Genomic DNA, 26,564 nt, shown 5'->3' on the forward strand with positions numbered 1-26,564 from the left:
TGGTTCCCTTATAATAGAAGGGAGCATGTTGAAAAAGCAGTCTGCTCAAAAAGCGGCTGCTTTTTTCTTATATAGAAGGATGGAGTTGTCGGGCGATGGATAAGTCAATCATGATTTTTCTGCATGGTGGAGGAGTAAGCAGCTGGATGTGGCAGGAGCAGGTTGAAATATTGAAAAACACGTATGAATGCTTTGCCCCTGATCTCATTGGACACGGGACAAGAGCAAAAGAACAGATATTTTCAATGAATGAAAGCACCCGTGAAGTCATCTCATGGATCAAGGAAAACGCGAATGGCCGTCAAGTGATTCTGATTGGATTTTCTTTAGGTGCGCAGATTGCCGTTGATGTGTTATCAAGAGAGCCGGATATCGTAGACATAGCCGTTATCAATAGCGCTCTTGTGATGCCTTTGCCATGGCTCCACTTCATGGTGAGGCCCCTTTTGCCACTGACGTATCCATTATTAAAGAAAGATTGGTTTATTCAGCTCCAAGCCGAAAAGATGGGGCTCCCGCAACATGTACTGCATCATTATGCGGCGGAATCGAAACATCTGCAAAAGAAAACCCTTCTTACGATGTTTCAGGAAAACCTCCATTACAAGCTCCCAGACACGTTTCAGCAAGCGAAGGCACGCATTCTTGTCACAGTGGGAGAAAAAGAAAAAGGCATCATGAAACGGTCAGCAAAAAAAATAACGAATTCACATCCGAAGGCAACAGGCGTCGTTGTTCCCGGTATTGGGCATACATTTACTTTTGAAAAGAAAGAACTTTTTACAGAAATGGTCATAAACTTTATAGAGGCACGTGCATTACCAGTCGAATTAAAGGAAATCCAGTAGCTGCGCCAATCAATAAGTGAAGACGAGCATAAAAGGGGCGCCGGGCTCTTAGAATCTGTATGATATAGGTATAAAACGCTTACAGTTTGTGTGTCCTAGAAGGAGGAGCTATGAGTAAAAACTATATCATATTCGGTGCAAGTCAAGGGTTAGGAGATGCTTTTGTAAAGGGTCTTCCATCAAGTGGAGATACAGTTTGGATTGTGTCGCGAAGTGAACCAAGCAGTTTGAACATAGATGACGGTGTACATAGAATTTGGCTGAAAATCGACTTATCAAGCCAAACACATATCCCTTATATGCTCGAAGCACTTGAGAACAAGACGATTGATGTACTCATCTATAACGTCGGTTTATGGGAAAAACGAGGCTTTGAAGACGATTATTCCTTTGATCACGATCAGCCAGAGGATATTGCATATTTAATCAATGTGAATGTCACCTCAACCATTACGTACATCCAGGCACTGCTTCCTCACGTAAGGAAATCGGAGAATGGAAAAATCATCGTCATTGGCTCAACGGCGGGTCTCGATCATACGAACCTGCCGCAGGTCTCGTTTGTTGCATCTAAATTTGGCCTGCGCGGAATTGTGAATGCACTGAGAGAGCATGTGAGGAAAGATAAAATATCCGTCACCTGTATCAATCCAGGAGAACTGGCGGCGGAGGTTCCGTATGAAGATGGAGCCGAAAAGGCCATCACTCTTTATGATGAAACGAGAATCCCTGTTCAGGATATTGTGGAGCTTGCGAGATGCGTGATTCATTTATCAAGGGTATCTTGCGTGAAAGAAATCAACGTTCCAGCCATGGCAGATCTGAATGCGTAATATAAAGCAGACCACCCGCCCTGAAGAGAAGGCGGGTGGCTTTTTCATTTATGATGAATGCTGCTGGAGTGTTTGATAGACAGCCTCGGTCAAAATCTCAATGCCAGTAAAGATAGCAGAGCGGTCGAAGGTCATATACGGATGATGAAGACCGGGCTTTAAATCACAGCCTAAACCGAGCATCGTGGATTTGATATGCGGAAGCTTTGCTGCATAAAAGTGAAAGTCCTCTCCACCTGTTGTGACGATCGGGGGATCTAGCTGCTCTTTTCCTAGAACCTGTGCAATTGCATGAGACATGATCTGGACAGCTTCTTCATTTAAGGTGGCGGCAGGCAGACGATGGTCTGTTGAAAGTGTAATGGAAGCGCCAAAGGCATCCGCTACAGAATGAACCGCTCTTTCAATTTCTTTTTCTAGTTCATCCATCACTTCGTTTGTTTGTGCCCGTACATCTAATGTAAAAGAGGCTTTGCCTGGGATGATGTTTGAGCTGCCCCCGCCAGCATGTAAATTGGTCATTTTGACAGAATGCGCGACTCTTGGATCGACATGGATATGCGCGAGTCTCTGCACGAGGGTTGAAGCCACTTCTATGACGTTGACGCCAAGGTGTGGACGTGCACCGTGCGCTTCCTCGCCAATAATGGTGCCGACGTAATGATTACTTGATCCGTGCAATATAGCAGGAGCGCAGCGTCCGTTTAATGTTTCTTGGATTGGGCGCACATGTACGCCATATAAGAAATCGACATCTGCGAGCACACCTTTTTCAATCATTTTCAGCGCCCCGCCGCCTCTTTCCTCGGCAGGCTGAAAGATGAAACGGATCGTGCCGTTCGGGCGTTCTTTTTCCTTTAATGCCATGAAGGTGCCGAGAGCCATTGTCATGTGTGCATCGTGGCCGCATGAATGATTGGCTTGAAACTCACCATCTACTTCCTGCCAAAGTGCATCAATATCGGCTCTCACAGCGACCACTGGTGCGCCTTCTCCAATTTCACCGATCACCCCTGTACAGTCGTCAAATGTTTGAGTTTTGCAGCCCAATTTTTTCAATATATCTTCAATATAAGCAGTCGTTTCTGTTTCTTCCCAGCTGATTTCTGGATGGGCATGCAAGTGTTCAAAGATGTCTGTCACGGTTTGTTTCATTTCGTTTGTCAAAGTTGTCATGAGAAGCCTCCTTGCTGACAGATAATCTGTCAAAACATTATTTTAGTGAAATAATATTGATCTTAAATATCAACAGTGTTTATAATATAACACATCATTTGATTATTCTGAAAATTAAGTGAAATTCCGATCGGGACAAAGGGGTTTTGACACATGAAAACAGCGACAGTATCAGCACCAGAGAAACAAAAACGAAAACTTCAAATGCCGGATGCGTATGTTCTCTTATTTATGATTGCACTGATTTGTACAATAGCAACGTATTTTGTACCAGCGGGTGAGTTTGACCGAAAGACATCTGGGGAGATCACAACAGCCGTTCCTGGCAGCTATCACCGTATTGATCAATCACCAGTGAGTCCAGTTGGCTTTTTCACAGCGATACAAGAAGGAATGGTAGGGTCCTCTTCTATTATTTTTCTGATTCTATTTACGGGCGGAACCATTGCCATTTTGGAGAAGACAGGTGCTATTAACGGGATGATTCACCATGTCATCAGCCGGTTTCAAACGAAGCAATTATTGTTTATTTGTATTGTTGGGGGATTATTTTCAGTCCTTGGAACGACCGGAATTGTCGTGAATTCTGTCATTGGGTTTATTCCAATCGGCATCATTGTGGCACGATCCTTGAAATGGGATGCTGTAGCAGGAGCCGCTGTCATATACATCGGCTGTTATGCAGGGTTTAACGCAACGATTTTATCTCCATCTCCATTAGGTTTATCACAAACAATTGCAGAGCTGCCGATCTTTTCCGGCATCGGCCTGCGTGTCATTATTTATCTTTGTTTTCTTATTTCTAGTATTGTGTACATCTATTTATATACAAGACGTCTGAAGAATAAAGAAAAGGGAAGCATCCTTGGCGATCAATGGTTTCCTGCTAAGGGGCTTGGCGGAGCCGATGCGGAATCTGTGGACAAGCCTGCATTTACTGGCAGACATAAGCTGATTTTAGCGGTGTGCGGATTGTCACTTGGAGGTTTCTTATATGGCGCACTTCAGCTTGGCTGGACCGATAAGGAAATGGCGGGTGTGTTCATTTTTATGGCTATCGTCGCTGGACTGCTCGGCGGATTAGCTGCCAATGATATTGCGAAAACGTTTATTATCGGATGCCAAAGCCTTGTATACGGCGCACTTATTGTTGGGATGGCACGCTGTATTTCAGTCATTTTAGAAAACGGGAAGCTGCTTGATACAGTGGTCAATGGCTTGGCGAGTATGCTGACAGGCTTTAGTCCCATCGCTGGTGCGATCGGGATGTACATTGCGAGTGCGCTTCTTCACTTTTTGATTTCATCAGGATCAGGAGAAGCCGTTGTCTTTATCCCAATTCTTGCGCCGCTCGCTGATTTAATGGGCATCACAAGACAGGTCGCTGTAGAAGCGGTAATGCTTGGTGAAGGGGTGGTCAACTGTATCAATCCGACTTCCGGTGTGTTGATGGCTGTGCTTGCTGCAAGTGGTATTCCTTATGTAAAGTGGCTGCGTTTTATGGTGCCGCTTGCCCTCATTTGGTTTGTCATCGGTCTTGTATTTATTTGTATCGGGGTTATGATTAACTGGGGACCTTATTAAATATGTAGGAAGCTGCCGACGAGCGTTTGGCAGCTTTTTTCTTGTGGAAATATGTATGGAGCGGGCGCTTTGAAAGCACAATAAATGTGTTCACAAATTCGCTACATATTTTTTTTGAGCAGCTCCCTTGCAAAAGTTTGTGAAATGTTGCACAATAAGAATGTGAAATACTTCACATAAGAAAAACAGCCTAGTTTTACTCAGGAGGATGAGATAAATGACAAACGAAAAAGTAAACAAAGTAGCCCTTATTGGAGCAGGTTTCGTCGGCAGCAGTTATGCCTTTACATTAATAAATCAAGCAATCACAGATGAATTGGTTGTCATCGATTTGAATCAAGACAAAGCAATGGGTGACGTGATGGATTTAAACCACGGAAAAGCATTTGCGCCGCATCCTGTGAATACATGGTATGGAGATTATGAGGATTGTAAGGATGCAGATATCGTCTGTATCTGTGCTGGTGCAAACCAAAAGCCAGGTGAAACAAGACTTGACCTTGTTGAGAAAAATTTAAATATATTTAAAGGCATTGTAGAAAACGTGATGAAAAGTGGATTCGACGGTATTTTCTTAGTAGCCACAAACCCAGTCGATATTTTGACATATGCGACTTGGAAATTCAGTGGTCTTCCAAAAGAACGAGTGATTGGCAGTGGTACGACGCTTGATACGGCAAGATTTAGATACATGCTCAGTGAGTACTTTGACGCAGCGACACACAACGTGCATGCGTACATCATTGGCGAGCATGGAGATACAGAGCTTGCTGTTTGGAGTCATGCAAATATTGGAAGTGTGCCGATTACAGAATTAATGAAGAGAAATGATCAATACAAACAAGAAGACTTAGATGAAATCATGGAAAATGTCCGTCATGCCGCTTACCAAATCATTGAGAAAAAAGGCGCCACTTATTACGGCGTAGCAATGAGTTTAGCCCGCATTACAAGAGCGATCCTGCACAATGAAAACAGCATTTTAACTGTCAGCACTTACTTAGATGGAGAGTACGGAGCAGAAGATGTCTACATTGGTGTACCTGCCCTTGTGAATCGAAATGGCGCAACAGAAGTAATGGAGCTCACACTGAACGACACGGAGAAAGAAAAATTTGCACACAGTGTGAATGTGTTAAAAGAGATTTTGGCTCCTCATTTTTAATCAATCAAAAGCAACCTATCTGAGCAGAAAAGGATGAATCACTATGTGGCAGCAAATATATGATCCGTTTGGTAATGAATTCGTCAGTGCATTGGTGGCAATGCTCCCAATCTTGTTTTTCCTTCTTGCATTAACCGTTTTTAAGCTAAAAGGTGTTTTAGCCGCTTGTTTTACCTTAATCGTCAGTTTTGTAACAGCTGTTTTCTTCTTTCATATGCCAGTTGAAAAGGCATTATCTGCTGTGCTGCTCGGTATATCTAATGGGCTGTGGCCGATTGGATATATCGTCATCATGGCGGTATGGCTCTATAAAATTGCCGTGAAATCTGGTAAGTTCGATGTCATTCGATCTAGTATTGCAGGAATTTCTCAAGATCAACGTCTTCAGCTCTTATTAATTGGTTTTAGCTTTAACGCATTTTTAGAGGGAGCTGCTGGGTTTGGTGTACCGATTGCGATCAGTGCCGCTCTCTTAACAGAGCTTGGGTTTAAACCGCTGAAAGCTGCGATGCTCTGCTTAATTGCCAATGCTGCGTCTGGTGCATTTGGTGCTGTAGGCATTCCAGTGATTACAGGGGCGCAAATGGGCAATATGACGCCGCTTGCGTTATCTCAAACCCTTGTATATACGATCCCGTTTATTTCATTCTGTATTCCGTTCCTCCTCATTCTGATTGTAGATGGATTCAAAGGAATCAAAGAAACGCTGCCAGCCTTGCTTGTTGTGAGTGGAACCTATGCCATTTTGCAAGCTGTCACAATGGTGACGATGGGACCTGAGCTTGCCAATATTATTTCTGCCTTGGCAAGTATGGGAGTTTTAGCTTTATTCCTTCGGAAATGGCAGCCAAAACACATTTATCGTGAAGAAGGAGCGCCAGATATTGAACAAAAACAAACGTATCGCGGCGTTGAAATACTGAAAGCATGGTCTCCGTTCTATATTTTAACTGCTGTTATTACAGTATGGAGTCTGCCGGCATTTAAAGCATTGTTTGCTGTAGGAGGACCGCTTAACTGGACGACCATTTTAGTGAAAATGCCCTTTTTACATCAGCAAATTGTGAAATTACCACCAATTGCCCAAACGGAAACACCAATTGATGCGATCTTTAAAATTGATGTCATCAGTGCAACGGGTACTGCCATTCTGATTGCGGTCATGCTGACTGGACTGTTTAGCAGACATATTACATTAACAGAAGGCGCTGTCTGCTTAAAAGCAGCGGTGAAAGAGCTTTGGGTTCCTGTTCTTACTATTTGTTTTGTCATGGGCTTTGCCAACCTGGCAAACTTTGCTGGACTAAGTTCAGCCATTGGACTTGCTCTTGCCAAAACAGGCGATTTGTTCCCGCTTGTCAGCCCGGTGCTTGGCTGGATCGGCGTGTTTATTACGGGATCTGTCGTGAGTAACAACGCCTTATTCGGTAACCTTCAAGCGGTCACTGCTTCTCAAATCGGCTCACAAGCAGGTTTGTTAATTGGGGCGAATACGACCGGTGGTGTGATGGCGAAATTAATTTCTCCACAATCTATCGCTATCGCTACAGCAGCTGTTGGAGAAACAGGGAAAGAATCTGAGCTCTTCAAAAAAACCGTGAAGTACAGTTTCATTCTGCTCGGTATTGTATGTATATGGACATTCATGCTTGCTCAATTTGTATAGGTTGATAGACTAAAAAAGACTGAGAGAAATCTCAGTCTTTTTCTTTATGTAGATTCTCTTGTCACGAGCCGGGTAGGCAGCTGGATATGTTCACGCTGCAATGGTTTTTGGTCTTGCAGGAGTGCGATCATTTGCTGTACAGACCGCTGGCCAAGCTCTACGATCGGTATGTCAATCGTGGTGATCGTTGGAGCTGTCACCTCACATATGTCTTGGTTGTCATAGCCGATGACCGCTAGATCCTTGGGGATTTGATAGCCATATGAAATGGCCTGTTTAATGAGCCCAGCTGCGACTTGATCATTGCCGGTGAAAATGGCATCAGGTGCTTCCTTCATGTGATGGATGACCTCCATTAAGCGAAAGCCGTCTTCAATGGTAAAAGCCTCTCCAAACAGCCAATCGTCTTGCAGCGGCAAACCGTGAGCAGAGAGTGCATCAAGATAGCCCTGTTTCCTTTGCTTCTGCGCTTCACTGCTTTCTGTATCAAAACAAAACCCAATCGATTTTCGCCCCGACCGAATCAAATAGTCCACCGCTTTATAGGCGGCTTCCCGTTCATCGTATCCAATAATCGGGATGTTTGCTGTTTGATGATATTCATTTGCCATGACAATGGGGCCGTTTGTTAAAAATGGCTCGATCTTTTCCCACTGATTTTCTAATGCCCCCAATATGACCCCATCTACTTCTTTTCTTTTTAATAATTGAAGCCCTTCAAGCTCCAATGCTTCTTGATAAAACGTCTGAAGCACGATGGCTTTATATCCTTGATCAAGGGCTTCTTTTGAAATGCCTTTAATCAATTGTGCAAAAAAAGGATGATCCACAGCTGGAACAGACACAGCAATGGTCTTTGTCTGATGTGACCTTAGTGTGCGGGCTGCTGAACTTGGTGTATATTCCATTTCTTTCATCACCTGTAAAATGAGCTGCCGCTTTTCTTCTGACACATATGGGTGATGGTTTAGCACTCTGGAAACGGTGGTGGTTGAAACCCCGCAGCGTTTGGCAATTTCATAAATTGTACACATATTAACAAATCCTTTACACAAAGTTATTGTTCTGAAATCGATAACATCATTTACAATGTGAAACAAGTTAAATATTAACAAAAGGAATTGATTAATTGGAGGGAATGGAATGCAAATATTGACGAAGATATCAGGTAAAAGCAAGGATTATCTTCCTTTGCTGGATATGATCAATCAAGGTGTTCAAGTAAAGGCCGATTCAGTTGAAAAGCATCTAGCAAATGAAAAGCTGGTGACGTTCCTTGAGCAAGATATAGAGCGCACAGGTTTGGAAAAAATTCTCTTCCATTATAAACAAAATAAGGAAAAAAAGATACCGTTTCTGCCAGTTGACAAACTGATTTCAGAAGATGAAATCGATGATATTATGCAGGTGCTGAAGGAAGTATTGAGCTCTGGCCGTTTTACTTCAGGGCCATATATTCCGACGTTTGAAAAGGCGATTGCAGAGTACTTAGGGAAAAAATATGTCATTGCCACGTCAAGTGGAACAGATGCATTGATGATCAGTCTCATATCAGCAGGCGTCCATCCAGGAGACGAGGTGATTTTGCCGGCCAATAGCTTTGCTGCAACAGAAAATGCAGTGCTTGCCATTGGGGCTGTTCCGGTATATGCCGATATTGATCCTGAAACCTACTGCCTCTCACCGAGTGAAATAGAGAAGCATATCACAGATAAAACGGTATGCATTCTACCGGTTCATTTATATGGAAAGCAAGCGGATATGAAGGAGATTTCGGCGATTGCGAAACAGCATGGGCTGAAAATCATTGAAGACGGATGTCAAGCGATTGGCAGCAGCGGCCTTGGCGCTTATGGAGATGGACTTGTTCTCAGCTTTAATCCATACAAAAACCTTGGGGTCTGCGGAAAGGCAGGAGCCATCGCTACAAATGATGAGTCCCTAGCGGAAAAATGCATGGAGATCAGCTATCACGGCTTTGAAGCTGGAAAGAAAAATGTCAAACGCAGTGACTACGGCTTTAATTCGAAAATTGATAATTTGCAGGCAGCGATCGGACTTGAACGAATGAAGTATTTAGGATTGCAAAACTTTAAACGTTTTTATTTAGCCAAGCGGTACATTGACCAGCTGCAACCGCTTGAGGATGAAGGATACATGAAGCTTCCGAAGCTGACGGATGATCATGTCTGGCATCTATTCCCGATCAGAGTGCTGAAGGGAGACCGCGATGAACTGGCAGCGAAATTGCTGGAAATGGGCATAGAGACAGATGTCTATTACCCGGTTCTATCGCATCAGCATCAAACAAATCTTGTTTCTCAAAAATATAGACAAACGACACTTCCACACACGGAAAAAGCAGCACAGCAATTACTTCACTTGCCGCTTTATCCAGGAATGCCGCTGCAAGATCAGGAGAAGGTCATCGAGGGGGTTCAACATGTTATCAAGTCTTCCATTCAATAAAAAACTGCTGAATCAGCCGAAGAATCCGCAGTGGATCGTCTTCTGTGATTTTGATGAAACGTATTATTCTCACGGAATGACAGAGGAGCAGAGAAAGGATATCAAGCGGCTGGAAGCCTTTGTAGCAGAAAAGAGTGAAACAGGAATGCTCTTGCTGGGCTGGGTGACGGGAAGCAGTCTCGATTCTGTCACGAGCAAAATGGAAAAGGGCGGTTTTCATCAATTCCCGCATTTCATTGCGTCGAACTTAGGGACTGAGATTGTATATACGTCGGATGCTCATTTTGGACAGCCAGATGCAGAGTGGATGAAGAGGCTGGATGCGCAGGGCTTTTCAGATGAAAAAATCGAAGACATCCTGAAAACTATCCGAGAAAAGGGAATTTCCCTTAGGCCGCAAACGCAGCTGGGCAGCTCAGGGTATAAGAAGAATTTCTATTATCAGGAGCAGGATGAGCGAACGGATCTTCATCATCTATCATTTATCCAAACACTGGCTAAAGAGCGAGGCGTGGCGGTCAACATCAACAAATGCAACCCGCTTGCAGGAGATCCTGCGGATTGCTATGATGTCGATTTTTTACCAGTCGGAACAGGGAAGGATGAAATTGTCCGCTTTATGCTAAACCAATATGATTTATCGAAAGATCAAGGATTTGCCTTTGGTGATAGCGGGAACGATTTGCGGATGCTTCAATCCGTCACACACGGTTTCCTTGTCCAAAATGCGACAGCCGAAGCCAAACGGCACCATCACCAAATTTGTCATCATGGGTATGCAAAAGGAATCTATGAAACACTGAAAACAGTGATGTATAAACATGAGGAGGCACATTCATGAAGAAAATTGGAATTGTTGGAGCAGGGAATATTGCAAAAGCACATGCAAGAGCATTATCAACGATCAAAGGTGCAGAATTATCCGGTGTCTATGATTTGCATGAGTCGGTCGCACAGGGATTCATTAAACAGTACGGCGGACGTGTGTATTCAAGTATCGAGACACTGGCAGATGCATCTGATGGGTTGATCATTGCTTCTCCTAATTTTTGTCACAAGGACCATGCCCTTCAGTCGCTAAGAGCAGGACAGCCGATTTTATGTGAAAAACCGATGGCTGTGTCGCTGAAGGAAGCGAAGGAAATGGTGGAGACAGCCAAACAGTTCCAAGTTCAAGCCAGTATGGGCTTTAACTATCGTTATTTATCCTTTGTGAATATATTGAAAAACTTGATTGCTAACGGTGAATTAGGCCGCATTTTAACTGTTAGAACTCATTTTAAGAAAAACAGTGCCCTTAGAAGAAAGACATTTTCATGGAGAGACAGCGGCGAAAGTCTGCGTACGAGCGGTGCACTAGGGGATCTTGGCATTCATTTGATTGATATGCTGTGGTACTTATTTGGCAGTGAAATGAAGAAAGAATCACTTAACACCAAGATGCTGACACATGTAAAGGAAAAAGAAGAGAAAAAGGTTCAGGTGGATGATCATACCGAAATTTTCGGGCAGATGGAGAATCAAGTGTTCTTTCATTTGGTGACATCCAAAAGCACGCAGCCTGAGGAATGTGGATTTAGTGTAGAAGTCGTTGGACATGACAAGGTATTCAAATACCATACGAACATGAAAAACGAATATGAGATCAGTGATGGATTGTGTGTGGAGCGTCATCAAATGCCGCAAACTTTGCTGACAGATCCGCCAAATGAATTTTACGGATGGTCCGATACATTCCGCGATCAGCTGATGCATTGGGTGAATACTGATCCATACCCATCTCATATGAAGGTCGCTGATTTTGAAGATGGTTATCGCGCGCAGGCTGCGCTCAATACATGCTTTGAGAGGGAAGAGGCAGTCGTCTCTGCCCAGGCATATTAAAGAGGTGGAGCGGAGGATGTGATGACTCCGCTCCTTTTTAGAGGAAGTGAAAAGATGAAAAAGGTATTTTATTTTGGCTGTGTCTTTTATTTTTTTATTGGGACCATTCATGTGTTTTTTGGCAGCTTAACGCCTTATTTGCTGTCGAGTTACGATAAAGGCCCCGGGGAATTATCATCTTTAATTTTTTTTCAGTTTATTGGTTTTTTGACAGGCGTTCTGTTATCCCCCATTCTAGTGAGAAAAAAAGGCTATGGCGCTGTGCTGACCATGGGTCTTTTGCTGATGATCGGCTCACTTCTGCTGGGGCTATTGGTGCCGGGCTGGACAACGCTTGTGCTGGCAGGTTTTTTTCTTGGGAGCGGCGCAGGCAGTCTTGAGACAACAGCTGGTGCATATGTCATTTCGATGGCAAATAGTGCAAAGCGAATCAGTATCATGGAGGTCTTTTTTGGATTAGGTGCGCTGTTATTCCCGCTAGTGATTCTGCTGACTGTCACAGAACAGACATGGCAGTATGTGTTTTTATTTCAGGTGGGTGCGCTGACATTTTTCCTTATGCTTTGGCTTGTTTTTATGAACAAACTGCCTCACGGACAGATGGATGCTCCTTCCACAGAAGGGACGAGGAAACCGTCCTTGCTTGTTGATCGAAATAATCGAATGATTGTGGTGATCATGATTTGCTTTGCCTTTTTCTACGCAGGGATTGAAACGAACTTTGCGAATTTTTTGCCGTCGATCATGCTGGAAAAAGGGGGAGAAAATTGGGGCCTCTTTGCGGTCTCTACTTTCTGGACAGCGATCGTCATTGGCAGAACCGTAATTGCGAGAAAAGCCGATCAGCTGCATCCGCTGCGTTTTTTAAAGCTAAGCGCATCTCTGATGATTCTGCTGCTTGTGATATTCGCTCTGACAACCCACATCACCGCGCAGTTGATTCTCATCTTTTTCATCGGCCTTTGCGCAGCGGGCATGTTCCCAATCGCACTGACAGCATCTGCCTTAATGATTGAAAATGCCATCGATGAGGCGACGAGTTATTTTATTGCAGCCGCAAGCTTAGGCGGAGCCTGCTTGTCCTTTTTGATTGGATTTAGTCTGGAATGGGCAGGAGCGGCAAGTGCCGTCTTTGTATTTGCCTTCTTAGCTGTTCTTCTGTTTGCAGCTGCGATTCAAATGAATCGTTCTAAGAAAAAAGAAACAATACACGCGCAGCAGTCGGCACTGAAAGCAGACCGCTAAGCATCCGCCTGAAATGATGACAAAGGACTTGTACTAAAACGCAGAAAGTTTGAATAACATGTACAAGTCAGCATCAAAAGGAGGACGTCTATGTGGCGGTGTTTTTTGGTTATATCTTTTTAGGGTTGTCACTTTCAGCGCCTGTTGGGCCAGTCAATGCAGCCCAAATCGACAGAGGGATTAAAAGTGGATTTTGGCATGCGTGGATTTTTGGTGTAGGGGCTATGGCTGCGGATATTGTCTATATGCTTCTCATCTATTTTGGTGTCGCCCAGCTTTTGACTGCACCTCTTGTAAAAACCTTTTTGTGGCTGTTCGGCTTTTTCGTTTTGACCTATACCGGCATTGAAAGTCTGCGTAAAATCAATTTGCAGGAGAGTCCGAAAAAAGACAGCGAAAACACATCAATTGGCAAATCGTTTATGACCGGATTTTTCATTTCTCTATCTAATCCGCTCAGTATTTTGTTTTGGCTTGGCATCTATGGCAGCATCTTAGCCAATACGATCGAAAAGTATGGAGCTTCCCAAATGCTCATGTACAGTATGGCTATTTTTATCGGCATGCTGATCTGGGATTTCAGTATGGCGCTGCTTGCTAGTTCGTTTAGGCGTTATTTAAGTGAACGTGTTTTACATGGCTTATCTGTTCTTGCAGGTCTATCTTTACTTGGTTTCGGCGCCTATTTTGGGTATCAGGGGATCATGGCGTTGATTGGGTAGAAAAACAGACTGACACATTCAGTCTGTTTCAGCGTGTAGACAAACCCTCGCATTCTTTGTCAGGTCTGCGCTCAGGTGCTCACGAATGTCAAATTCGCTCTGCTCCGATGCTCGCCCTTCCTAGACTGCAAAGGTTTTCTATCACGCTGAATAGAAGACAAAGGGCTAAAATAAAGATCATTTTAGCCCTTTGTCAATAATCTGAAGCAGACTGACACATTCAGTCTGTTTTTTTTGTAAGGATTGACAGACATAACACATTCTTGAATAATGGTGGAATATTAAATGGTTTGAAGGAGCTTCTGCTATGCGTATATTTTTGCCAGTATTCAACTATGTGTGTATGTTGATTTTATCAGTCATCACAGCAACATTCGTTTATACGTTTTTATTCATGCCGCCTGAAGTGGGCTTTAGTTATGTGGAGATGACCAGTCTGTTCATTTTGTCCGCTTATGTCATTTTTGCTGCACCGATTCAGTTTGTTTTACACCGGCATCCTAAGAGGTTTCGAAGCCGTGACTTACTGATTTATTTTATTGCGGCATGGCTGGTTTGTTCGGCTTTGGCTTTATGGATTGATTATGGGCTTGTTGTGTTCATGAGCTATAAAGTCTATCTGTTTAGCTTCTGCGCAGCCCTTATTTATTGGGTGCTGGATTCCGTTTTTTTGATGAATAATCGATCGTAGGTATGACGAAAGGCTCTCTATTAACTTACACTAGTCTGATCATACATAATAGAATAAAAGAAACAAATACCTGCTCAATTTGAATGGAAACCCCATTTTGTCATGCGATAGGAAAGTCGTGGAAGGACAGTCACCACAGCCATTTGCACCTCATAGGCTATGGAGAAGACGCTAAAACGAGGTGTAAAGAAATGGCCCAGCTGTATGCAAAAAGTTGCCTTGATCAAAATCTACGATCACTAGAAGAATGGAAGCAGGATGCTTTCACACAATTTGGCAAGATGGTAGGAGATGAAGCCGATACATTCCCATGTGTACCCGGAAGACAGGGATTTTTTCTCGATCATTTACGCTATGGGTTTGTCGGCGACCCTAGGAAAGAGGAAGCGGTTGATGAATTAGCCCAGCTGCTGAGAGAATATCAAGGCTGTGCGAAAGAAACCGGTCAATATGCTTCATTTATCTGTTTTTTTGAAACACCGCAGGACTTAAAGGAAAGTTCGCTTGAAGAGTTTGAGCAGCAGTTTTGGTCGCTGCTTCAGCGGCTGCATCATAAAGATGAAGAACCGTGGCCTGAGGAGATCCCATTAGATACTCATCATCATGAGTGGGAGTATTGCTTCCATGGTGAGGCGTATTTTATTTTGTGTTCCACACCTGCTCATAAGCTCAGAAAAAGCCGCCACTACCCTTATCTCTTGATGGCATTTCAGCCTAGGTGGGTGTTTGAGAAAATGAATGGATCGACCAAGTTTGGACAAAAAATGAGCCAGCTCGTTCGCAAGCGGCTCAAAGCATATGATGAGGTCAGTGTTCATCCATCATTAAAATGGTACGGTGATCCGGCCAATCATGAATGGAAGCAATACTTTCTCCCAGATGAAGAGGCGGAGAAACCAGCCTCCGCCAAATGTCCATTTACTGCATTAAAAAACATGATGAAATTATGATGCGGTCTGATCCTGCTTCCACTTTTTCCTCATAAATAGCACCATGATGGCAATCACTGCAATGATCCCAAGGCTGATAAAAAAGCCAGGTCGTCCGCTTGCCTCTGTTAATGTGCCTGATACAGCGGCTCCAATTAAGAGTAGCGCAAGAATCATTTCGCACGTTTGGCGGGTGGATGGCTTGGATAGCTTTTTACTTGAGAACAGAATAAAGATCCATGTGTACAGCAGGGTAAGACCGGCTGCTGTTGTGAGATGCTCGTAGATGTGTTTGGACAAAAAGAGTGCAAGCAAAATTGAGACAATTAAGCCAGCAGCAGTTAAGATAATCGAAGACCACCTCACATGAGATGGGTCTTTTTGTTTAAAGCAAGCAGGTGCATCTTGATGCTCTGACATTGTGCCAAGCAGCGTTGTGACCGCATAGAGAGAGGCAACCAATGTCGAAAAACCAGCAATGATGAAAATGCCATTAAAGATATGAAGAAAGATCGATAAATGAAACGGCTCTAATGATGTAATAAATGGACTGCTGTTCTCATTAAAGGCTGTCACTGGGACAAGCAAGAGAGCAAGTCCGATCGAGACGATATAGATGACCGCTAGAATGATCAGCATGACACGTCCAGCTTTTGCCGCATCCTTCGGGTCCTTTAAATGAACCGCCATCAGCCCCATGACTTCAATCCCCCCAAATGCATAAAACGCATAAATCAATCCATTCCAAAGACCAAGCGGACCAAGCGGCATCCATTCGTGATCCTTATTAGGCAGATGCAGGGTCGGTTTATGTTCTGTCAAAATGCCGAATAACACAAGCACCGCAAGAATCATAAACAGAAAAATCGCCGCTGTTTTCAGTACCGCAAGAACGTTTTCTGTCTTTTGAAAAGAAGAAAGCCCAATGATAATCACAAGAAGGGCAAGAGCGGAATAAATCGCAGAAAACACCCAAAGCGGAACAGAAGGAAACCAGTGGCGGGTAAACAGAGAAATGGCGGTTAACTGACTTCCTGTAATCAGCATTTCTGCAAACCAATACACCCAGCCATTGCTAAACCCTGCCCAGCGTCCGTATGCTTTACGAGCATAGGAACAAAATGACCCTTTATCAGGATTATCAGCTGTCATCGCAGCTAAATGTTTAAAGACGAGATATGTTCCGACTGCAGCAAGCAAAAAAGAGATGCAGACGGAATAACCGGATTTTGTAATGGCGATGCTGGAACCAAGGAAGAACCCAGTGCCAATTGTACAGCCGACTCCGATGAGAGAAAGCTGCCACCAAGATAAAGATTGTTCTTCTTTCAATGCAAGTGCAACACCTTTCTATTTCAATGACATTAGCTTGTGACCGCCTCTTTTTTTTATACATGATCAAGGGGACATTTTGGGCATACTGTCATGGAAAGGAGTGCATGTGATGAACGGAGAACACGTCATTTTACCAAAGGGTAGACTCGGCTTTCGTTTAGGAAAAGGCCAATGTATGCGAGTGGTTGATGTCGAAGGCCAGCAAGTAGCAGATGTGATGGCCTATCATGAAAAAGATTTTTATGAAAAATTTGACCAAGGTGCGACGATGGACAGTTTGTTCTCGTCTAAAGTGAAAAAAGGCGATAAGCTTTATTCTAATTTATATAAACCGATGTTTACGATCATTGAAGATACAGTAGAATGCCATGATTTATACATGCCCGCCTGCCGGCAAGAGATGTATCAGCTTTTATACGGCCGGACGCACTTAGAGGTCATGCATACATGCTACGACAATTTGCGGACTGCCTTTGAGCCCTTTGGGATTCCAAAGGAGGATATGTACTATCCTTTTAATGCCTTTATGAATACAGTCATTGATGAAAAAGGAAAGCTGTCTGTCGAGCTGCCAAAATCGCTGCCCGGTGACTACATTCGCCTGCGGGCTGAAATGGACCTCATTGTGGCCGTGTCTGCATGTCCTGCTGATATTGGGAAGTGTAATGGATCAAGCTGTACATCCATACGGGTAGAAATCGATTAAAAAAGAAAAGGACCAGTCAAAAAAGACATGGTCTTTTTCACTTGTGAATGTTTGATTATCTAAGAAATAGGGGAACGTCTAACAAAATGTTCTTGATGAAAACATGGTATAATGAAGATTCAAAAAACGTTATTAAATCAATGAATTGTGAGTAAAACCTGTTCTCTTCATGTAGAGGATGCTTAGGAGGAAAAGTGTATGAGTTTGCAGAAAAAGATCAGCCAAGAGTTGCATGTGCAGCCCTCAATTGACCCAAAGCAGGAGATCGAAAAACGGGTTGGATTTCTAAAAGAGTACTTGAAAAAAACCGGGGCAAAAGGATTTGTTCTCGGTATTAGCGGCGGGCAGGATTCAACTCTTGCCGGACGTCTTGCACAGCTTGCTGTCAGTGAGCTTCGTCAAGAAGGAAAAGAGGATGCGGTCTTTATTGCGGTACGCCTTCCGCATGGTGTCCAGCAGGATGAAGATGATGCACAGCTCGCCCTATCATTTATTCAGCCAGACAAGTCGTGGAAATATGATATTGCACCTGCCGTGTCAGCATTCAGTGATCAATATCAAAAGGAAACGGGCGGCCCATTGTCTGACTTTAATAAAGGAAATGTCAAAGCTCGCATGAGAATGATCGCGCAATATGCTGTTGGTGGTGAGGAAGGATTGCTTGTCATCGGTACAGATCATGCAGCTGAAGCAGTAACCGGCTTCTTCACGAAGTATGGTGATGGCGGTGCAGATGTTCTCCCGCTCACAGGTTTGACAAAACGCCAAGGACGGGCGCTTTTAGAAGCGCTAGAAGCACCGGAACGCCTGTATTTAAAGAAACCAACAGCCGATCTGCTGGATGATAAACCTCAGCAAACGGATGAAACAGAGCTCGGCATTACGTACAATGAAATTGATGATTACTTAGAAGGAAAACCAGTCTCAGGTCAAGCAGCAGAAGCGATTGAAAAGCGTTATGTTCAATCAGAGCATAAACGCCAAGTACCCGCTTCCATGTTTGATGACTGGTGGAAATAAAAAGAAACCTCTCCGATGATGGAGAGGTTTTTTTATGTCGAATTTCAAGTGGATTTGACAAAATAACCAAAAATTCATTAAATTAGTAGAACGATATACTTAAGTCCATTTAACTAAATATCGATTTTTTTGATCAAAAAAAGCAGACATAATTAGTTCGATTCACTTAATTTCACTTCTATTGACAGTATTTTCAGAAAAAATAATTGACGAACAAAAAGAATGCGCTTACAATGAAACCACATTCCGAAAAGTGAAATTAGATTCCACTGAATGGAATAAAGGGGTGATTCACCTCCAAATAAGAAGCTAAAGGAATGATTCACACAATGAAAAATCGAAGTGCACTGGAAATTTACAAAGAGGGAGGCGCATGGTGGGAGACTGAGATTAGTCATATTCAAAAAAATTCAATTGAACTACGAGGGTATCCGATTGAAGAACTGATTGGTGAATTGTCGTATCCACAAATGCTCTATTTACTGCTTGTTGGTGAATTATTGGATGATTCAAAAGCAGCTCTTTTTGAAAGTGTTCTTGTCGCAGGTGCGGACCATGGACCAAGAGCGCCATCTATTGCAGCAGCTAGAATGGCGGTGACTTGCGGCATTTCGTTTAATTCCTCTGTTGCAACAGGGGTGAATCTATTAGGTGACATTCATGGCGGAGCCGGAGAGAAGGCCATGCGTATGTTATACGAGGCCAAAGCGGTCTACGATGATCAAAAGGATATACAGGCTGCGGCAAAGCAAGTGTGTCAAACATGGTTAAATCGCAAGGAAAAAATTCCGGGAATCGGCCATCAGCTTCATGATGATGATCCGAGGGTGAGACGTCTATATGAGCTGAGTCACACACATGTCCAGCAAGGTCTTATCAGCGGCACATATTTAAGGTTAGCCGAAGCGATTAGACATGAGCTTGAACAACTGAAAGGGAAGAAAATCACGATGAATATAGATGGTGTATCTGCTGCCATTCAATGTGAATTAAACATTCCAGCAGAAGCAGCAAAAGGCATTTTTTCCTTATCCAGAGGAATGGGCATCGTGGCGCATGCATATGAGGAGCTCACAAAGGGAGCCCTCGTGAAAGGACCTTGTCCGAATGAAGAAAGATTGGTTCGTTATGCAGGACATGGAACGCGGCACTTGAAGGAGGGAGAAAAAATTTGAGTGGTTTAAAAGCGTTGTCATATATAAACGGCGAGTGGCTGGATACCGGTCGTGTGAAAACAGATATCATCAATCCTTACTCAGGAGAAAGGATCGGAACATCTTATCTCGCCTCATCAGAAGACATAGAACAGGCACTTTCTAGTGCGCAGCAGGCTAAAAAACAAATAGCGGAAATATCGGCAATCGAACGCTCAAAGCTTCTAACAAAAGCAGCCACCTTGCTTGAAGAACAAAAAGACCATTTTGCAAAACTGATTTCGCTAGAATTAGGCAAACCGCTTAAAAATACAAGAGATGAAGTATCGCGATCAATTGAGACGCTGGCGCAGTCTGCGGAAGAAGCGAATCGATTAATAGGTGAGACCATTCCTGGCAATGTATCATCACGCGGACAGGGAGCAATGGCCATGACATTTAAAGTACCAGTCGGAGTTGTGCTGGCGATTACCCCTTTTAATGCACCGCTCAACTTAATTTGTCACAAAGTCGGTCCGGCCTTTGCGGGAGGGAATGTCATCATTTTGAAGCCCGCACCGCAAACATCAGCTGTTGCCACAGCATTTGTCAAACTCCTTCTCGAAGCAGGATTTCCTGAGGCTGGTTTGCAGCTTGTGATTGGCGGGGTCGAGGCCGGGAAACAGTTAGTCACTGATGAAAGAACGAATCTCATCTCTTTTACCGGCGGGGCTGCCGGAGGCGAACACATTACAACCTCTGCGGGATTGAAAAAGGTACTGCTCGAACTCGGAGGGAATGGCGCGACGATTGTTCATCACGATGCAGATATTGAACAAGCCGCATCCATGTGTGCCAAAACAGGCTTTAGTAATTCCGGTCAAAGCTGTATTTCTGTTCAAAGAATTTATGTCCATCAGCAAATGATGCCGTCGTTTACTGAGGTATTAAAACAAAAAGTAGAGCAGCTTGTCGTTGGAGATCCGCTGTCCAGTGAGAGTGATATCGGCTGTATGGTTGATGTCCAGGCGGCAAAGCGTGTTGAGGCATGGATACAAGAGGCAGAGAGCATGGGTGCCCACCTTTTATGCGGGGGGAAAAGAAATGGAGCGAGCATCACACCGGCTATTTTGCTAAACCCTCCGAAACAGGCCAAGGTCGTCTGTGAGGAAGTGTTCGGGCCAGTTGTCAGCATTCTCCCTTATGAGGAGCTGGAGCAGGCCATTAAAGAAGCAAATGATAGTCGATATGGTTTGCAGGCAGGGATCTTTACGAATCAGCTGGATGTGGCGTTACACGCAGCAAAAGAGCTTGAAACTGGCGGGGTTGTCATCAATGGGACATCGAATTTTAGACTGGATCATTGGCCTTATGGCGGGATTAAGCGAAGTGGCCTTGGAAGAGAAGGTCCGCGTTTCGCCATTGAGGAGATGACCGAAACCAAAATGGTCGTGCTTCCACAGGGTTTGTGAAAGGGGCGTATGGATGTGAATGCATTTCAGCAAAAGGTAAAAAGTGTGCAGGCAGGCGGTCAGCCAATGATTTGTACGCCGCTCATCGGACAAACAAAGGAAGAATTATTTCATGAGGTCGAGGTGTTAACTGAGAAAAATCCTGATGTGATAGAGTGGCGGGCGGATTTTTTTCATCACCTTCATGACAAGGAACAAGTGATAGAAACTCTTAAGGGAATGGTAGAAAAGGCAAAGGGTATCCCATTTTTATTCACGATTCGCTCTGAAAAGGAGGGCGGCGAAAGTATATCACTCTCAGAATCTGAGAAGGTTTCTCTGCTTGCCGAGCTTTGTTCCACTCAGCTTGTGGACGCCGTTGATTATGAATTGATGCATGATGTGACACACATACAGCAAGTCAGTCAGGCGGCTAAAAGAAATGGGATCACCTTGATTGTGTCGTATCACGATTTCCAGCGTACCCCTGAGGTAGATCGTCTCGTGCAGCTATTCGTCAATGCAGAATCAGTCGGCGCCGACATTGCAAAGATCGCAGTGATGCCGTATTCCTATGACGATGCATTAACACTGCTCTCGGCGACCAGCCATGCGAAAAAGCAGCTGTCAATTCCCGTTATTTCAATGGCAATGGGGGAATACGGGGCTTTTACAAGAATGATTGGCGGACTTTTTGGATCTGTCATGACCTTTGCTGTAGGGAAAGAAAGCTCAGCTCCCGGGCAAGTGGCGATACAGGATTTGAACAATGTTCTATCTATTGTGTTTTCAAAGAATAAGTGAGTAGCAGATTCATAGCTGCACGGTGAGAGGAGAGAAACATGAAGAAGAATATTTCTACACAGGTTATTCAGTACTTAGAAAATCGGGGAGTCGAGCATATTTTCGGTCTCTGCGGTCATACGAATATTGCTTTTTTATCAGCGCTTGAAAAAAGCTCGATTCAATTTGTAAACGTCAGGCATGAACAGATAGCGGCACATGCAGCTGATGGTTATGCGCGGGCAAAGAAACAGACGGCTGTTGTTCTCAGTCATCTAGGACCCGGACTCACCAATGCGGCAACAGGGGTAGCGAATGCAGCACTTGATTCCATTCCAATGGTTGTCATTGCAGGAGATGTCCCAAGTCATTATTACGGAAAGCACCCACATCAAGAGATCAATCTTCATTCCGATGCCTCTCAATACGAAATTTACCGACCGTTTGTGAAAAGAGCATGGCGAGTCGATATTCCAGAATTATTTCCAGAGATTTTATCAAAAGCATTTCAGTTAGCTGAAAGCGGCCGTCCTGGCCCGGTGCTTATTTCTGTTCCAATGGATGTTTTCTCAAAGGACCTAGATGTGTCCTTGTTTGAACAAATCAACCATCATACACACACCATTGAAAAACCTTCTATTGATGATCAAACGGCCAATCGGATATTGGATCGATTGCTGCAGGCAGAAAGACCGCTCTTATATGTAGGGGGAGGCATTATATTAGCTGATGCAGCTGAAGAATTAAAGGCATTTTCTGACCATCTGAGTATCCCTGTCGCCCATTCTTTGATGGGGAAAGGAGCCATGCCGGATGATCATCCAATGACTCTTGGAATGACAGGGTTTTGGGGGACAAAATTTATCAATGATCAGTGCAAAGAAGCAGATTATATATTGGCTTTAGGCACCCGTTTTGCTGAAGCTGATGCGAGCTCGTGGGAATCAGATTATACGTTCCGCTTCCCATCAACCAAGCTCATTCATATTGACATTGACCCGAATGAAATTGGACGTAACTATCCTGTTGAAATTGGAGCAGTAGCCGATCTTAAGCAAGCCTTGACTGTACTCAATCGAGTGGCGAGAGAAAGACTCCCAAAAGGGCTGGATCGACCTGAATTGAAAAAGGAAATTGCGGCATATCGTAAGGAGTTTCAGGCGGGCAATCTGACGAATGTTCAAGATGAATCCTTCCCAATGAAGCCGCAGCGTATTTTGCAGGAAGTACGGGAAGTATTGCCGCCAGATGCCTTTATTACAACGGATGTTGGCTGGAACAAAAATGGGGTCGGACAGCAATTTCCTGTGCTCACGCCAGGTACTATTTTAACGCCAGGCGGCTTTGCAACGATGGGATTTGGAGCCCCTGCCGCACTTGGGGCAAAGATTGCCCAGCCTGACCGTGTTGTTGTGTCACTCGTTGGAGACGGCGGCTTCGGTCAAAATCCATCCGTTCTTGCAACAGCAGTTGAAGAGAACATTCCTGTTGTGTGGATTGTGATGAATAATAGTGCATTTGGAACAATAGCCGGTTTGCAAATGGCGCACTATGAAACGACGTACGGCACTGTTTTCAGAAAAGGTGGAGAAAGCTATTCACCGGATTTTGCTGCCATTGCGAGAGGTTATGGAATGAAGGGGATTAAAATCACCTCTGCTTCTGAATTCAAAGAAGCTTTAGCTGAAGCCATTGCTTCTCAGGAGCCTTGCGTTATTGATGTAGCGATGAAAAATGATCCTGTTCCTACGGATGGACATTGGAATATTAATGACATTTATTCACCAAATTCAAAGCGCTCACATGTCAGCGTGAATTAATCAGAACGAGGGAGGAATTAACAATGAAAATTAAAGTATTGAATCCGTTTCAAGATGGGAACCCATTATGGTTAGGCTTAGATCGTCCAGAGGAGCAAATGATTCGAAAGGTATTTCAAACCATTACACCTGATACTGTTGGATCAGAGCATATGATGGCGGGTCTCACCATTTTTGAACCGGGGGAAGCAAGTTCAGTGCACAATCACCCGGGTTCAGAGGAATTTGATTATGTGATTAAAGGATCTGGCGAAGTCATTTGTGATGGAGAAAGGCAGTCCTTTAAACAAAATGATTTCATGTTCATTCCAGACGGTGTTCCGCACCAGCATGTCAATACAGGAGATGAACCTTTATGGCTCATTTGGCTCTACACACCGCAAGGGCAGCTTCCAAAGGATTAAAAACCTGCACCGGTAAGTCCTCCTTTTGGATCATCAGGGCTTTCCGGGTCAATCAGAAAGATGAAAAGGGCTAAAATTAGGAATGATTTTAGCCGTTCATCACTTGAATGAAAGGGAGTCAAGCAATGAATATGAATACACCGCTCGAAGGAATAAAAATATTAGACGTCTCTACGATGATTGCTGCACCCTATGGCGCGGTGCTTCTAGGGGATTTTGGTGCAGAGGTCATCAAAGTCGAAATTCCTGGTAAAGGCGATACGCTGCGGCATGTCGGCCCTTTTGCAGATGGAGAACCACTTAGATGGTCAGGTCTCTCGCGGAATAAGAAATCCCTTACACTGGATCTGCACAAAGACGAAGCAAAGGACATTTTTAAAAAACTTGCTGGTCAGGTCGATGTGCTGATTGAAAATTTCCGCCCTGGAACACTGGAAAAATGGGGCGTTGGGTACGATGTGTTAAAAGAAATCAACCCTCGTTTAATTATGATTCGTGTATCGGGTTATGGTCAAACGGGCCCGTTTAAGGACAAAGCCGGATTTGGAACACCAGCGACGGCGTTTAGCGGCTTTACATATATTCAAGGGTTTCCAGACCGGCATCCAGTCAGCCCTTCCTTTTCTCTCACTGATTATATTGCTGGCATCTATGTGGCGTTTGCTACTGTGACAGCGATGTATTACAGGGATACACATCCAGAAGGAACTGGGCAAATGGTGGATTTGGCCCTCTATGAATCTGTGTTTCGTATGTTAGAGTTTTTGGTTGCAGAATATGACAAGCTTGGGAAGGTGCGTGAGCGTTCACCGGGGCTGAGCGGACATTCAAGCCCTGCCGGTACCTATGAGACAAAGGATGGTCATTATTTGGTTCTTGTGACGAGTACAGATTCGACCTTCAATCGATTGGCAGAGGCGATGAATCGATTAGATTTACTAGAGAATGAAAAATTCGCGGTCAATGCATCCAGGCTGAAGCATAACAAAGAAATGGATGCGATCGTTTCGCAATGGATCGCGTCGAAAACAAGGGATGACGTATTAGAAATTTTAGATACACATGGCGTACCTGTGAGCCCAATCTTAAGTATTCGAGATATTTTTGAGCATCCACAATTTAAAGCACGAGAGAATATCGTCGAGGTGCATCACCCTCGTCTTGGAAAAGTGAAGGTGCCTGGGATCATTCCGAAGTTTGAAAAAACACCTGGAAGTATCCGTCACATTGCACCTGATTTAGGCGAACATAATTATGAGATTTTAACAAATATGCTTGGCTTAACAGAAGAAGAGTGTAAGCAGTTAGAAGAAAAAGGGGTAATTTAATACGCTCAACCGAACCGCACGCTGCGGAAACAAAGGAGGATGGTTATGAAAGTGCATTCAGAACTGAAGGGGAATGAATTGCTGCCCGCATATGTGAAACCAACGAAAGCCCGTTTTGGCATATTGATTCTGTTGTTTTTTATTACCGCTATTAATTATATTGATCGAGCCAGTGTATCCATTGTTGCTCCTGCGATTCAATCTTCATTGCAATTAAATCCTGCCTTATTAGGCTTGATTTTTTCGGCATTTAGCTGGACATATACAGCGATGCAAATACCAGGCGGTTTTATTCTCGATAAATTTGGCTCAAAGGTAACGTATGGGATATCACTCGTTACTTGGTCTATTTTCACAGGCTTACAGGCGTTTGCGAACAGCTTTGCCTTTTTATTCGGCTGCCGTTTGTTTATTGGGATTACAGAATCTCCCGCTTTTCCTGCAAATAACCGTATTGTTACCACATGGTTTCCAAGGCGGGAACGGGCTTTTGCAACAGGTGTTTATACTGCTGGAGAGTATGTGGGTCTTGCCTTTGCGACACCTCTTCTATTTTGGATCATGACGACTTTCGATTGGAGAACCGTCTTTATTACGGCAGGTGCGCTCGGTATTATATTTGCTTTCTTTTGGTACAAGTATTATCACGAACCGAAAGAGCATCCGAAGATAAATGAAGATGAGTTAGAATTAATCCGGCAAGGCGATGGGCTGACAGTCGCATCACAGGAGAAGCTGAAATGGGCGGACTTTGCCGCCCTTCTAAAATATCGTAAATTGATCGGGCTTTATATTGGGCAATTCTCTGTTGCGTCTACCCTTTTTTTCTTTTTAACGTGGTTTCCGACCTATTTGGCAGAGGCGAAAAATATGGCGTTTCTCAAGGTAGGTTTTGCTGCTTCTCTTCCTTACATTGCTGCATTCTTTGGCGTCTTGTTTGGAGGTTATGTGTCTGATTGGCTGCTTAAAAAAGGCGTATCGGTGAATGTAGCGAGAAAGCTGCCAGTAGTGGTTGGCTTGCTGATGACGAGTACCATTGTTTTAGCAAACTTTACAACAAATATCCCGCTTGTGCTGACCATTTTATCCATCGCTTCATTTGCGCAAGGACTGTCTAATATCTCTTGGACGATGCTGTCTGAGGTGGCACCGCGGGAAATGGTTGGGCTGGCTGGCGGCGTATTTAACTTTTTTGCTAATTTAGCTGGGATCATCACTCCGCTGATTATCGGATTCATCGTGTCGGCGACAGGCTCTTACAATGGAGGAATTTTATTCGTCAGTTTAGTCGCTTTAGGCGGGGCATTGTCGTACATCTTTATCGTAGGTAAAATTGAACGTATTCAATTAAAACCATAGTGAGAAAGCAAAA

The 26,564-nt window shown here is 44.0% G+C and carries 24 protein-coding genes; 21 read left to right on the plus strand and 3 right to left on the minus strand.

The window, feature by feature from the left end; translation table 11 throughout:
* Nucleotides 1-95: 95 nt before the first annotated feature.
* Nucleotides 96-848, plus strand: coding sequence for an alpha/beta hydrolase (locus tag MHB69_RS01715; protein ID WP_065215364.1), 753 nt, complete (start codon nt 96-98; stop codon nt 846-848).
* Between the two features lie 110 nt (nt 849-958).
* A complete protein-coding gene (locus MHB69_RS01720) occupies nt 959-1,681 on the plus strand; it encodes an SDR family oxidoreductase (protein ID WP_251232531.1) in 723 nt (240 codons plus the stop codon).
* A 48-nt stretch (nt 1,682-1,729) separates the two neighbouring features.
* On the opposite strand, the gene MHB69_RS01725 is transcribed toward MHB69_RS01720, so the two are convergent.
* A complete protein-coding gene (locus tag MHB69_RS01725; protein ID WP_342495929.1) occupies nt 1,730-2,857 on the minus strand; it encodes a M20 peptidase aminoacylase family protein in 1,128 nt (375 codons plus the stop codon).
* A gap of 153 nt (nt 2,858-3,010) precedes the next feature.
* Here MHB69_RS01725 and MHB69_RS01730 point away from each other — a divergent pair, with 153 nt between their 5' ends.
* The 3 genes from MHB69_RS01730 (at nt 3,011) to MHB69_RS01740 (ending at nt 7,272) form a co-directional block, all read left to right on the plus strand.
* Complete coding sequence (locus tag MHB69_RS01730) at nt 3,011-4,441, plus strand: YfcC family protein (RefSeq protein WP_034283233.1); 1,431 nt, start codon at nt 3,011-3,013, stop codon at nt 4,439-4,441.
* Between the two features lie 217 nt (nt 4,442-4,658).
* Entirely contained in the window at nt 4,659-5,606 is a 948-nt protein-coding gene (locus MHB69_RS01735; protein WP_065215362.1) for an L-lactate dehydrogenase, read from the plus strand.
* Between the two features lie 43 nt (nt 5,607-5,649).
* Nucleotides 5,650-7,272, plus strand: a complete 1,623-nt coding sequence (locus tag MHB69_RS01740) for an L-lactate permease (protein ID WP_342495930.1) — start codon at nt 5,650-5,652, stop codon at nt 7,270-7,272.
* A 44-nt stretch (nt 7,273-7,316) separates the two neighbouring features.
* Here the strand turns inward: MHB69_RS01740 and MHB69_RS01745 are convergent, their stop codons facing one another.
* Nucleotides 7,317-8,306 carry a LacI family DNA-binding transcriptional regulator gene (locus MHB69_RS01745; RefSeq protein ID WP_034283236.1) on the minus strand — a complete coding sequence of 330 codons (990 nt, stop codon included), beginning with the start codon at nt 8,304-8,306 and terminating at the stop codon, nt 7,317-7,319.
* 109 nt (nt 8,307-8,415) lie between these two features.
* Between MHB69_RS01745 and MHB69_RS01750 the strand changes: the two genes are divergently transcribed.
* The 7 genes from MHB69_RS01750 (at nt 8,416) to MHB69_RS01780 (ending at nt 15,233) form a co-directional block, all read left to right on the plus strand.
* Entirely contained in the window at nt 8,416-9,741 is a 1,326-nt protein-coding gene (locus MHB69_RS01750; RefSeq protein ID WP_342495931.1) for a DegT/DnrJ/EryC1/StrS family aminotransferase, read from the plus strand.
* Nucleotides 9,716-10,582, plus strand: coding sequence for an HAD-IIB family hydrolase (locus tag MHB69_RS01755; protein WP_342495932.1), 867 nt, complete (start codon nt 9,716-9,718; stop codon nt 10,580-10,582). The genes MHB69_RS01750 and MHB69_RS01755 overlap by 26 nt, the downstream gene beginning before the upstream one ends.
* On the plus strand, nt 10,579-11,625 hold the full coding sequence (locus tag MHB69_RS01760; RefSeq protein ID WP_024424339.1) for a Gfo/Idh/MocA family oxidoreductase: 1,047 nt from the start codon (nt 10,579-10,581) through the stop codon (nt 11,623-11,625). The genes MHB69_RS01755 and MHB69_RS01760 overlap by 4 nt, the downstream gene beginning before the upstream one ends.
* A 54-nt stretch (nt 11,626-11,679) precedes the next feature.
* Entirely contained in the window at nt 11,680-12,870 is a 1,191-nt protein-coding gene (locus MHB69_RS01765; protein ID WP_034283239.1) for an MFS transporter, read from the plus strand.
* Between the two features lie 92 nt (nt 12,871-12,962).
* Nucleotides 12,963-13,592, plus strand: coding sequence for a LysE family translocator (locus MHB69_RS01770; protein WP_024424337.1), 630 nt, complete (start codon nt 12,963-12,965; stop codon nt 13,590-13,592).
* A gap of 307 nt (nt 13,593-13,899) precedes the next feature.
* The gene (locus MHB69_RS01775; RefSeq protein WP_252050056.1) at nt 13,900-14,283 is read left to right on the plus strand and encodes a UPF0715 family protein; all 384 of its coding nucleotides are present in this window, start codon (nt 13,900-13,902) and stop codon (nt 14,281-14,283) included.
* 191 nt (nt 14,284-14,474) lie between these two features.
* Nucleotides 14,475-15,233, plus strand: a complete 759-nt coding sequence (locus MHB69_RS01780) for a YqcI/YcgG family protein (RefSeq protein WP_342495933.1) — start codon at nt 14,475-14,477, stop codon at nt 15,231-15,233.
* Here the strand turns inward: MHB69_RS01780 and MHB69_RS01785 are convergent.
* Nucleotides 15,228-16,544, minus strand: coding sequence for an amino acid permease (locus MHB69_RS01785; protein WP_034283246.1), 1,317 nt, complete (start codon nt 16,542-16,544; stop codon nt 15,228-15,230). The genes MHB69_RS01780 and MHB69_RS01785 overlap by 6 nt on opposite strands.
* Nucleotides 16,545-16,656: 112 nt before the next feature.
* Between MHB69_RS01785 and MHB69_RS01790 the strand changes: the two genes are divergently transcribed.
* The 9 genes from MHB69_RS01790 (at nt 16,657) to MHB69_RS01830 (ending at nt 26,551) form a co-directional block, all read left to right on the plus strand.
* The gene (locus MHB69_RS01790) at nt 16,657-17,253 is read left to right on the plus strand and encodes an urea carboxylase-associated family protein (protein WP_034283248.1); all 597 of its coding nucleotides are present in this window, start codon (nt 16,657-16,659) and stop codon (nt 17,251-17,253) included.
* A 198-nt stretch (nt 17,254-17,451) separates the two neighbouring features.
* On the plus strand, nt 17,452-18,273 hold the full coding sequence (gene nadE, locus MHB69_RS01795; RefSeq protein WP_342489781.1) for an ammonia-dependent NAD(+) synthetase: 822 nt from the start codon (nt 17,452-17,454) through the stop codon (nt 18,271-18,273).
* 317 nt (nt 18,274-18,590) lie between these two features.
* Nucleotides 18,591-19,448 carry a citryl-CoA lyase gene (locus tag MHB69_RS01800; RefSeq protein WP_080769807.1) on the plus strand — a complete coding sequence of 286 codons (858 nt, stop codon included), beginning with the start codon at nt 18,591-18,593 and terminating at the stop codon, nt 19,446-19,448.
* On the plus strand, nt 19,445-20,878 hold the full coding sequence (locus MHB69_RS01805; protein WP_342495934.1) for an aldehyde dehydrogenase family protein: 1,434 nt from the start codon (nt 19,445-19,447) through the stop codon (nt 20,876-20,878). The genes MHB69_RS01800 and MHB69_RS01805 overlap by 4 nt, the downstream gene beginning before the upstream one ends.
* Nucleotides 20,879-20,887: 9 nt before the next feature.
* Entirely contained in the window at nt 20,888-21,661 is a 774-nt protein-coding gene (gene aroD / locus MHB69_RS01810; RefSeq protein ID WP_034283254.1) for a type I 3-dehydroquinate dehydratase, read from the plus strand.
* A gap of 38 nt (nt 21,662-21,699) precedes the next feature.
* Nucleotides 21,700-23,460: a thiamine pyrophosphate-binding protein gene (locus tag MHB69_RS01815; protein WP_217008873.1), complete on the plus strand. Its 1,761-nt coding sequence runs from the start codon at nt 21,700-21,702 to the stop codon at nt 23,458-23,460.
* Nucleotides 23,461-23,483: 23 nt separating this feature from the next.
* On the plus strand, nt 23,484-23,864 hold the full coding sequence (locus MHB69_RS01820) for a cupin domain-containing protein (RefSeq protein ID WP_041116575.1): 381 nt from the start codon (nt 23,484-23,486) through the stop codon (nt 23,862-23,864).
* 125 nt (nt 23,865-23,989) lie between these two features.
* The gene (locus tag MHB69_RS01825) at nt 23,990-25,192 is read left to right on the plus strand and encodes a CoA transferase (RefSeq protein WP_080701232.1); all 1,203 of its coding nucleotides are present in this window, start codon (nt 23,990-23,992) and stop codon (nt 25,190-25,192) included.
* Nucleotides 25,193-25,237: 45 nt separating this feature from the next.
* Entirely contained in the window at nt 25,238-26,551 is a 1,314-nt protein-coding gene (locus tag MHB69_RS01830; protein ID WP_342495935.1) for an MFS transporter, read from the plus strand.
* Nucleotides 26,552-26,564: the final 13 nt, after the last annotated feature.

It is taken from the genome of Bacillus sp. FSL K6-0994 (assembly GCF_038630815.1).
In the GTDB taxonomy this organism is placed as follows: Bacteria; Bacillota; Bacilli; order Bacillales; family Bacillaceae; genus Bacillus; species Bacillus safensis.

Excerpts from the sequence above, each read along its gene's own strand:
- MHB69_RS01745 (WP_034283236.1), bottom strand. The coding sequence starts at position 8,306 with ATGTGTACAATTTATGAAATTGCCAAACGCTGCGGGGTTTCAACCACC.
- MHB69_RS01825 (WP_080701232.1), top strand. The coding sequence starts at position 23,990 with ATGAATATGAATACACCGCTCGAAGGAATAAAAATATTAGACGTCTCT.
- MHB69_RS01815 (WP_217008873.1), top strand. The coding sequence starts at position 21,700 with ATGAAGAAGAATATTTCTACACAGGTTATTCAGTACTTAGAAAATCGG.
- MHB69_RS01740 (WP_342495930.1), top strand. The coding sequence starts at position 5,650 with ATGTGGCAGCAAATATATGATCCGTTTGGTAATGAATTCGTCAGTGCA.
- MHB69_RS01790 (WP_034283248.1), top strand. The coding sequence starts at position 16,657 with ATGAACGGAGAACACGTCATTTTACCAAAGGGTAGACTCGGCTTTCGT.
- MHB69_RS01750 (WP_342495931.1), top strand. The coding sequence starts at position 8,416 with ATGCAAATATTGACGAAGATATCAGGTAAAAGCAAGGATTATCTTCCT.
- aroD (WP_034283254.1), top strand. The coding sequence starts at position 20,888 with ATGGATGTGAATGCATTTCAGCAAAAGGTAAAAAGTGTGCAGGCAGGC.
- MHB69_RS01755 (WP_342495932.1), top strand. The coding sequence starts at position 9,716 with ATGTTATCAAGTCTTCCATTCAATAAAAAACTGCTGAATCAGCCGAAG.
- nadE (WP_342489781.1), top strand. The coding sequence starts at position 17,452 with ATGAGTTTGCAGAAAAAGATCAGCCAAGAGTTGCATGTGCAGCCCTCA.
- MHB69_RS01830 (WP_342495935.1), top strand. The coding sequence starts at position 25,238 with ATGAAAGTGCATTCAGAACTGAAGGGGAATGAATTGCTGCCCGCATAT.
- MHB69_RS01725 (WP_342495929.1), bottom strand. The coding sequence starts at position 2,857 with ATGACAACTTTGACAAACGAAATGAAACAAACCGTGACAGACATCTTT.
- MHB69_RS01715 (WP_065215364.1), top strand. The coding sequence starts at position 96 with ATGGATAAGTCAATCATGATTTTTCTGCATGGTGGAGGAGTAAGCAGC.
- MHB69_RS01820 (WP_041116575.1), top strand. The coding sequence starts at position 23,484 with ATGAAAATTAAAGTATTGAATCCGTTTCAAGATGGGAACCCATTATGG.
- MHB69_RS01765 (WP_034283239.1), top strand. The coding sequence starts at position 11,680 with ATGAAAAAGGTATTTTATTTTGGCTGTGTCTTTTATTTTTTTATTGGG.
- MHB69_RS01720 (WP_251232531.1), top strand. The coding sequence starts at position 959 with ATGAGTAAAAACTATATCATATTCGGTGCAAGTCAAGGGTTAGGAGAT.
- MHB69_RS01735 (WP_065215362.1), top strand. The coding sequence starts at position 4,659 with ATGACAAACGAAAAAGTAAACAAAGTAGCCCTTATTGGAGCAGGTTTC.
- MHB69_RS01760 (WP_024424339.1), top strand. The coding sequence starts at position 10,579 with ATGAAGAAAATTGGAATTGTTGGAGCAGGGAATATTGCAAAAGCACAT.
- MHB69_RS01800 (WP_080769807.1), top strand. The coding sequence starts at position 18,591 with ATGATTCACACAATGAAAAATCGAAGTGCACTGGAAATTTACAAAGAG.
- MHB69_RS01730 (WP_034283233.1), top strand. The coding sequence starts at position 3,011 with ATGAAAACAGCGACAGTATCAGCACCAGAGAAACAAAAACGAAAACTT.
- MHB69_RS01780 (WP_342495933.1), top strand. The coding sequence starts at position 14,475 with ATGGCCCAGCTGTATGCAAAAAGTTGCCTTGATCAAAATCTACGATCA.
- MHB69_RS01775 (WP_252050056.1), top strand. The coding sequence starts at position 13,900 with ATGCGTATATTTTTGCCAGTATTCAACTATGTGTGTATGTTGATTTTA.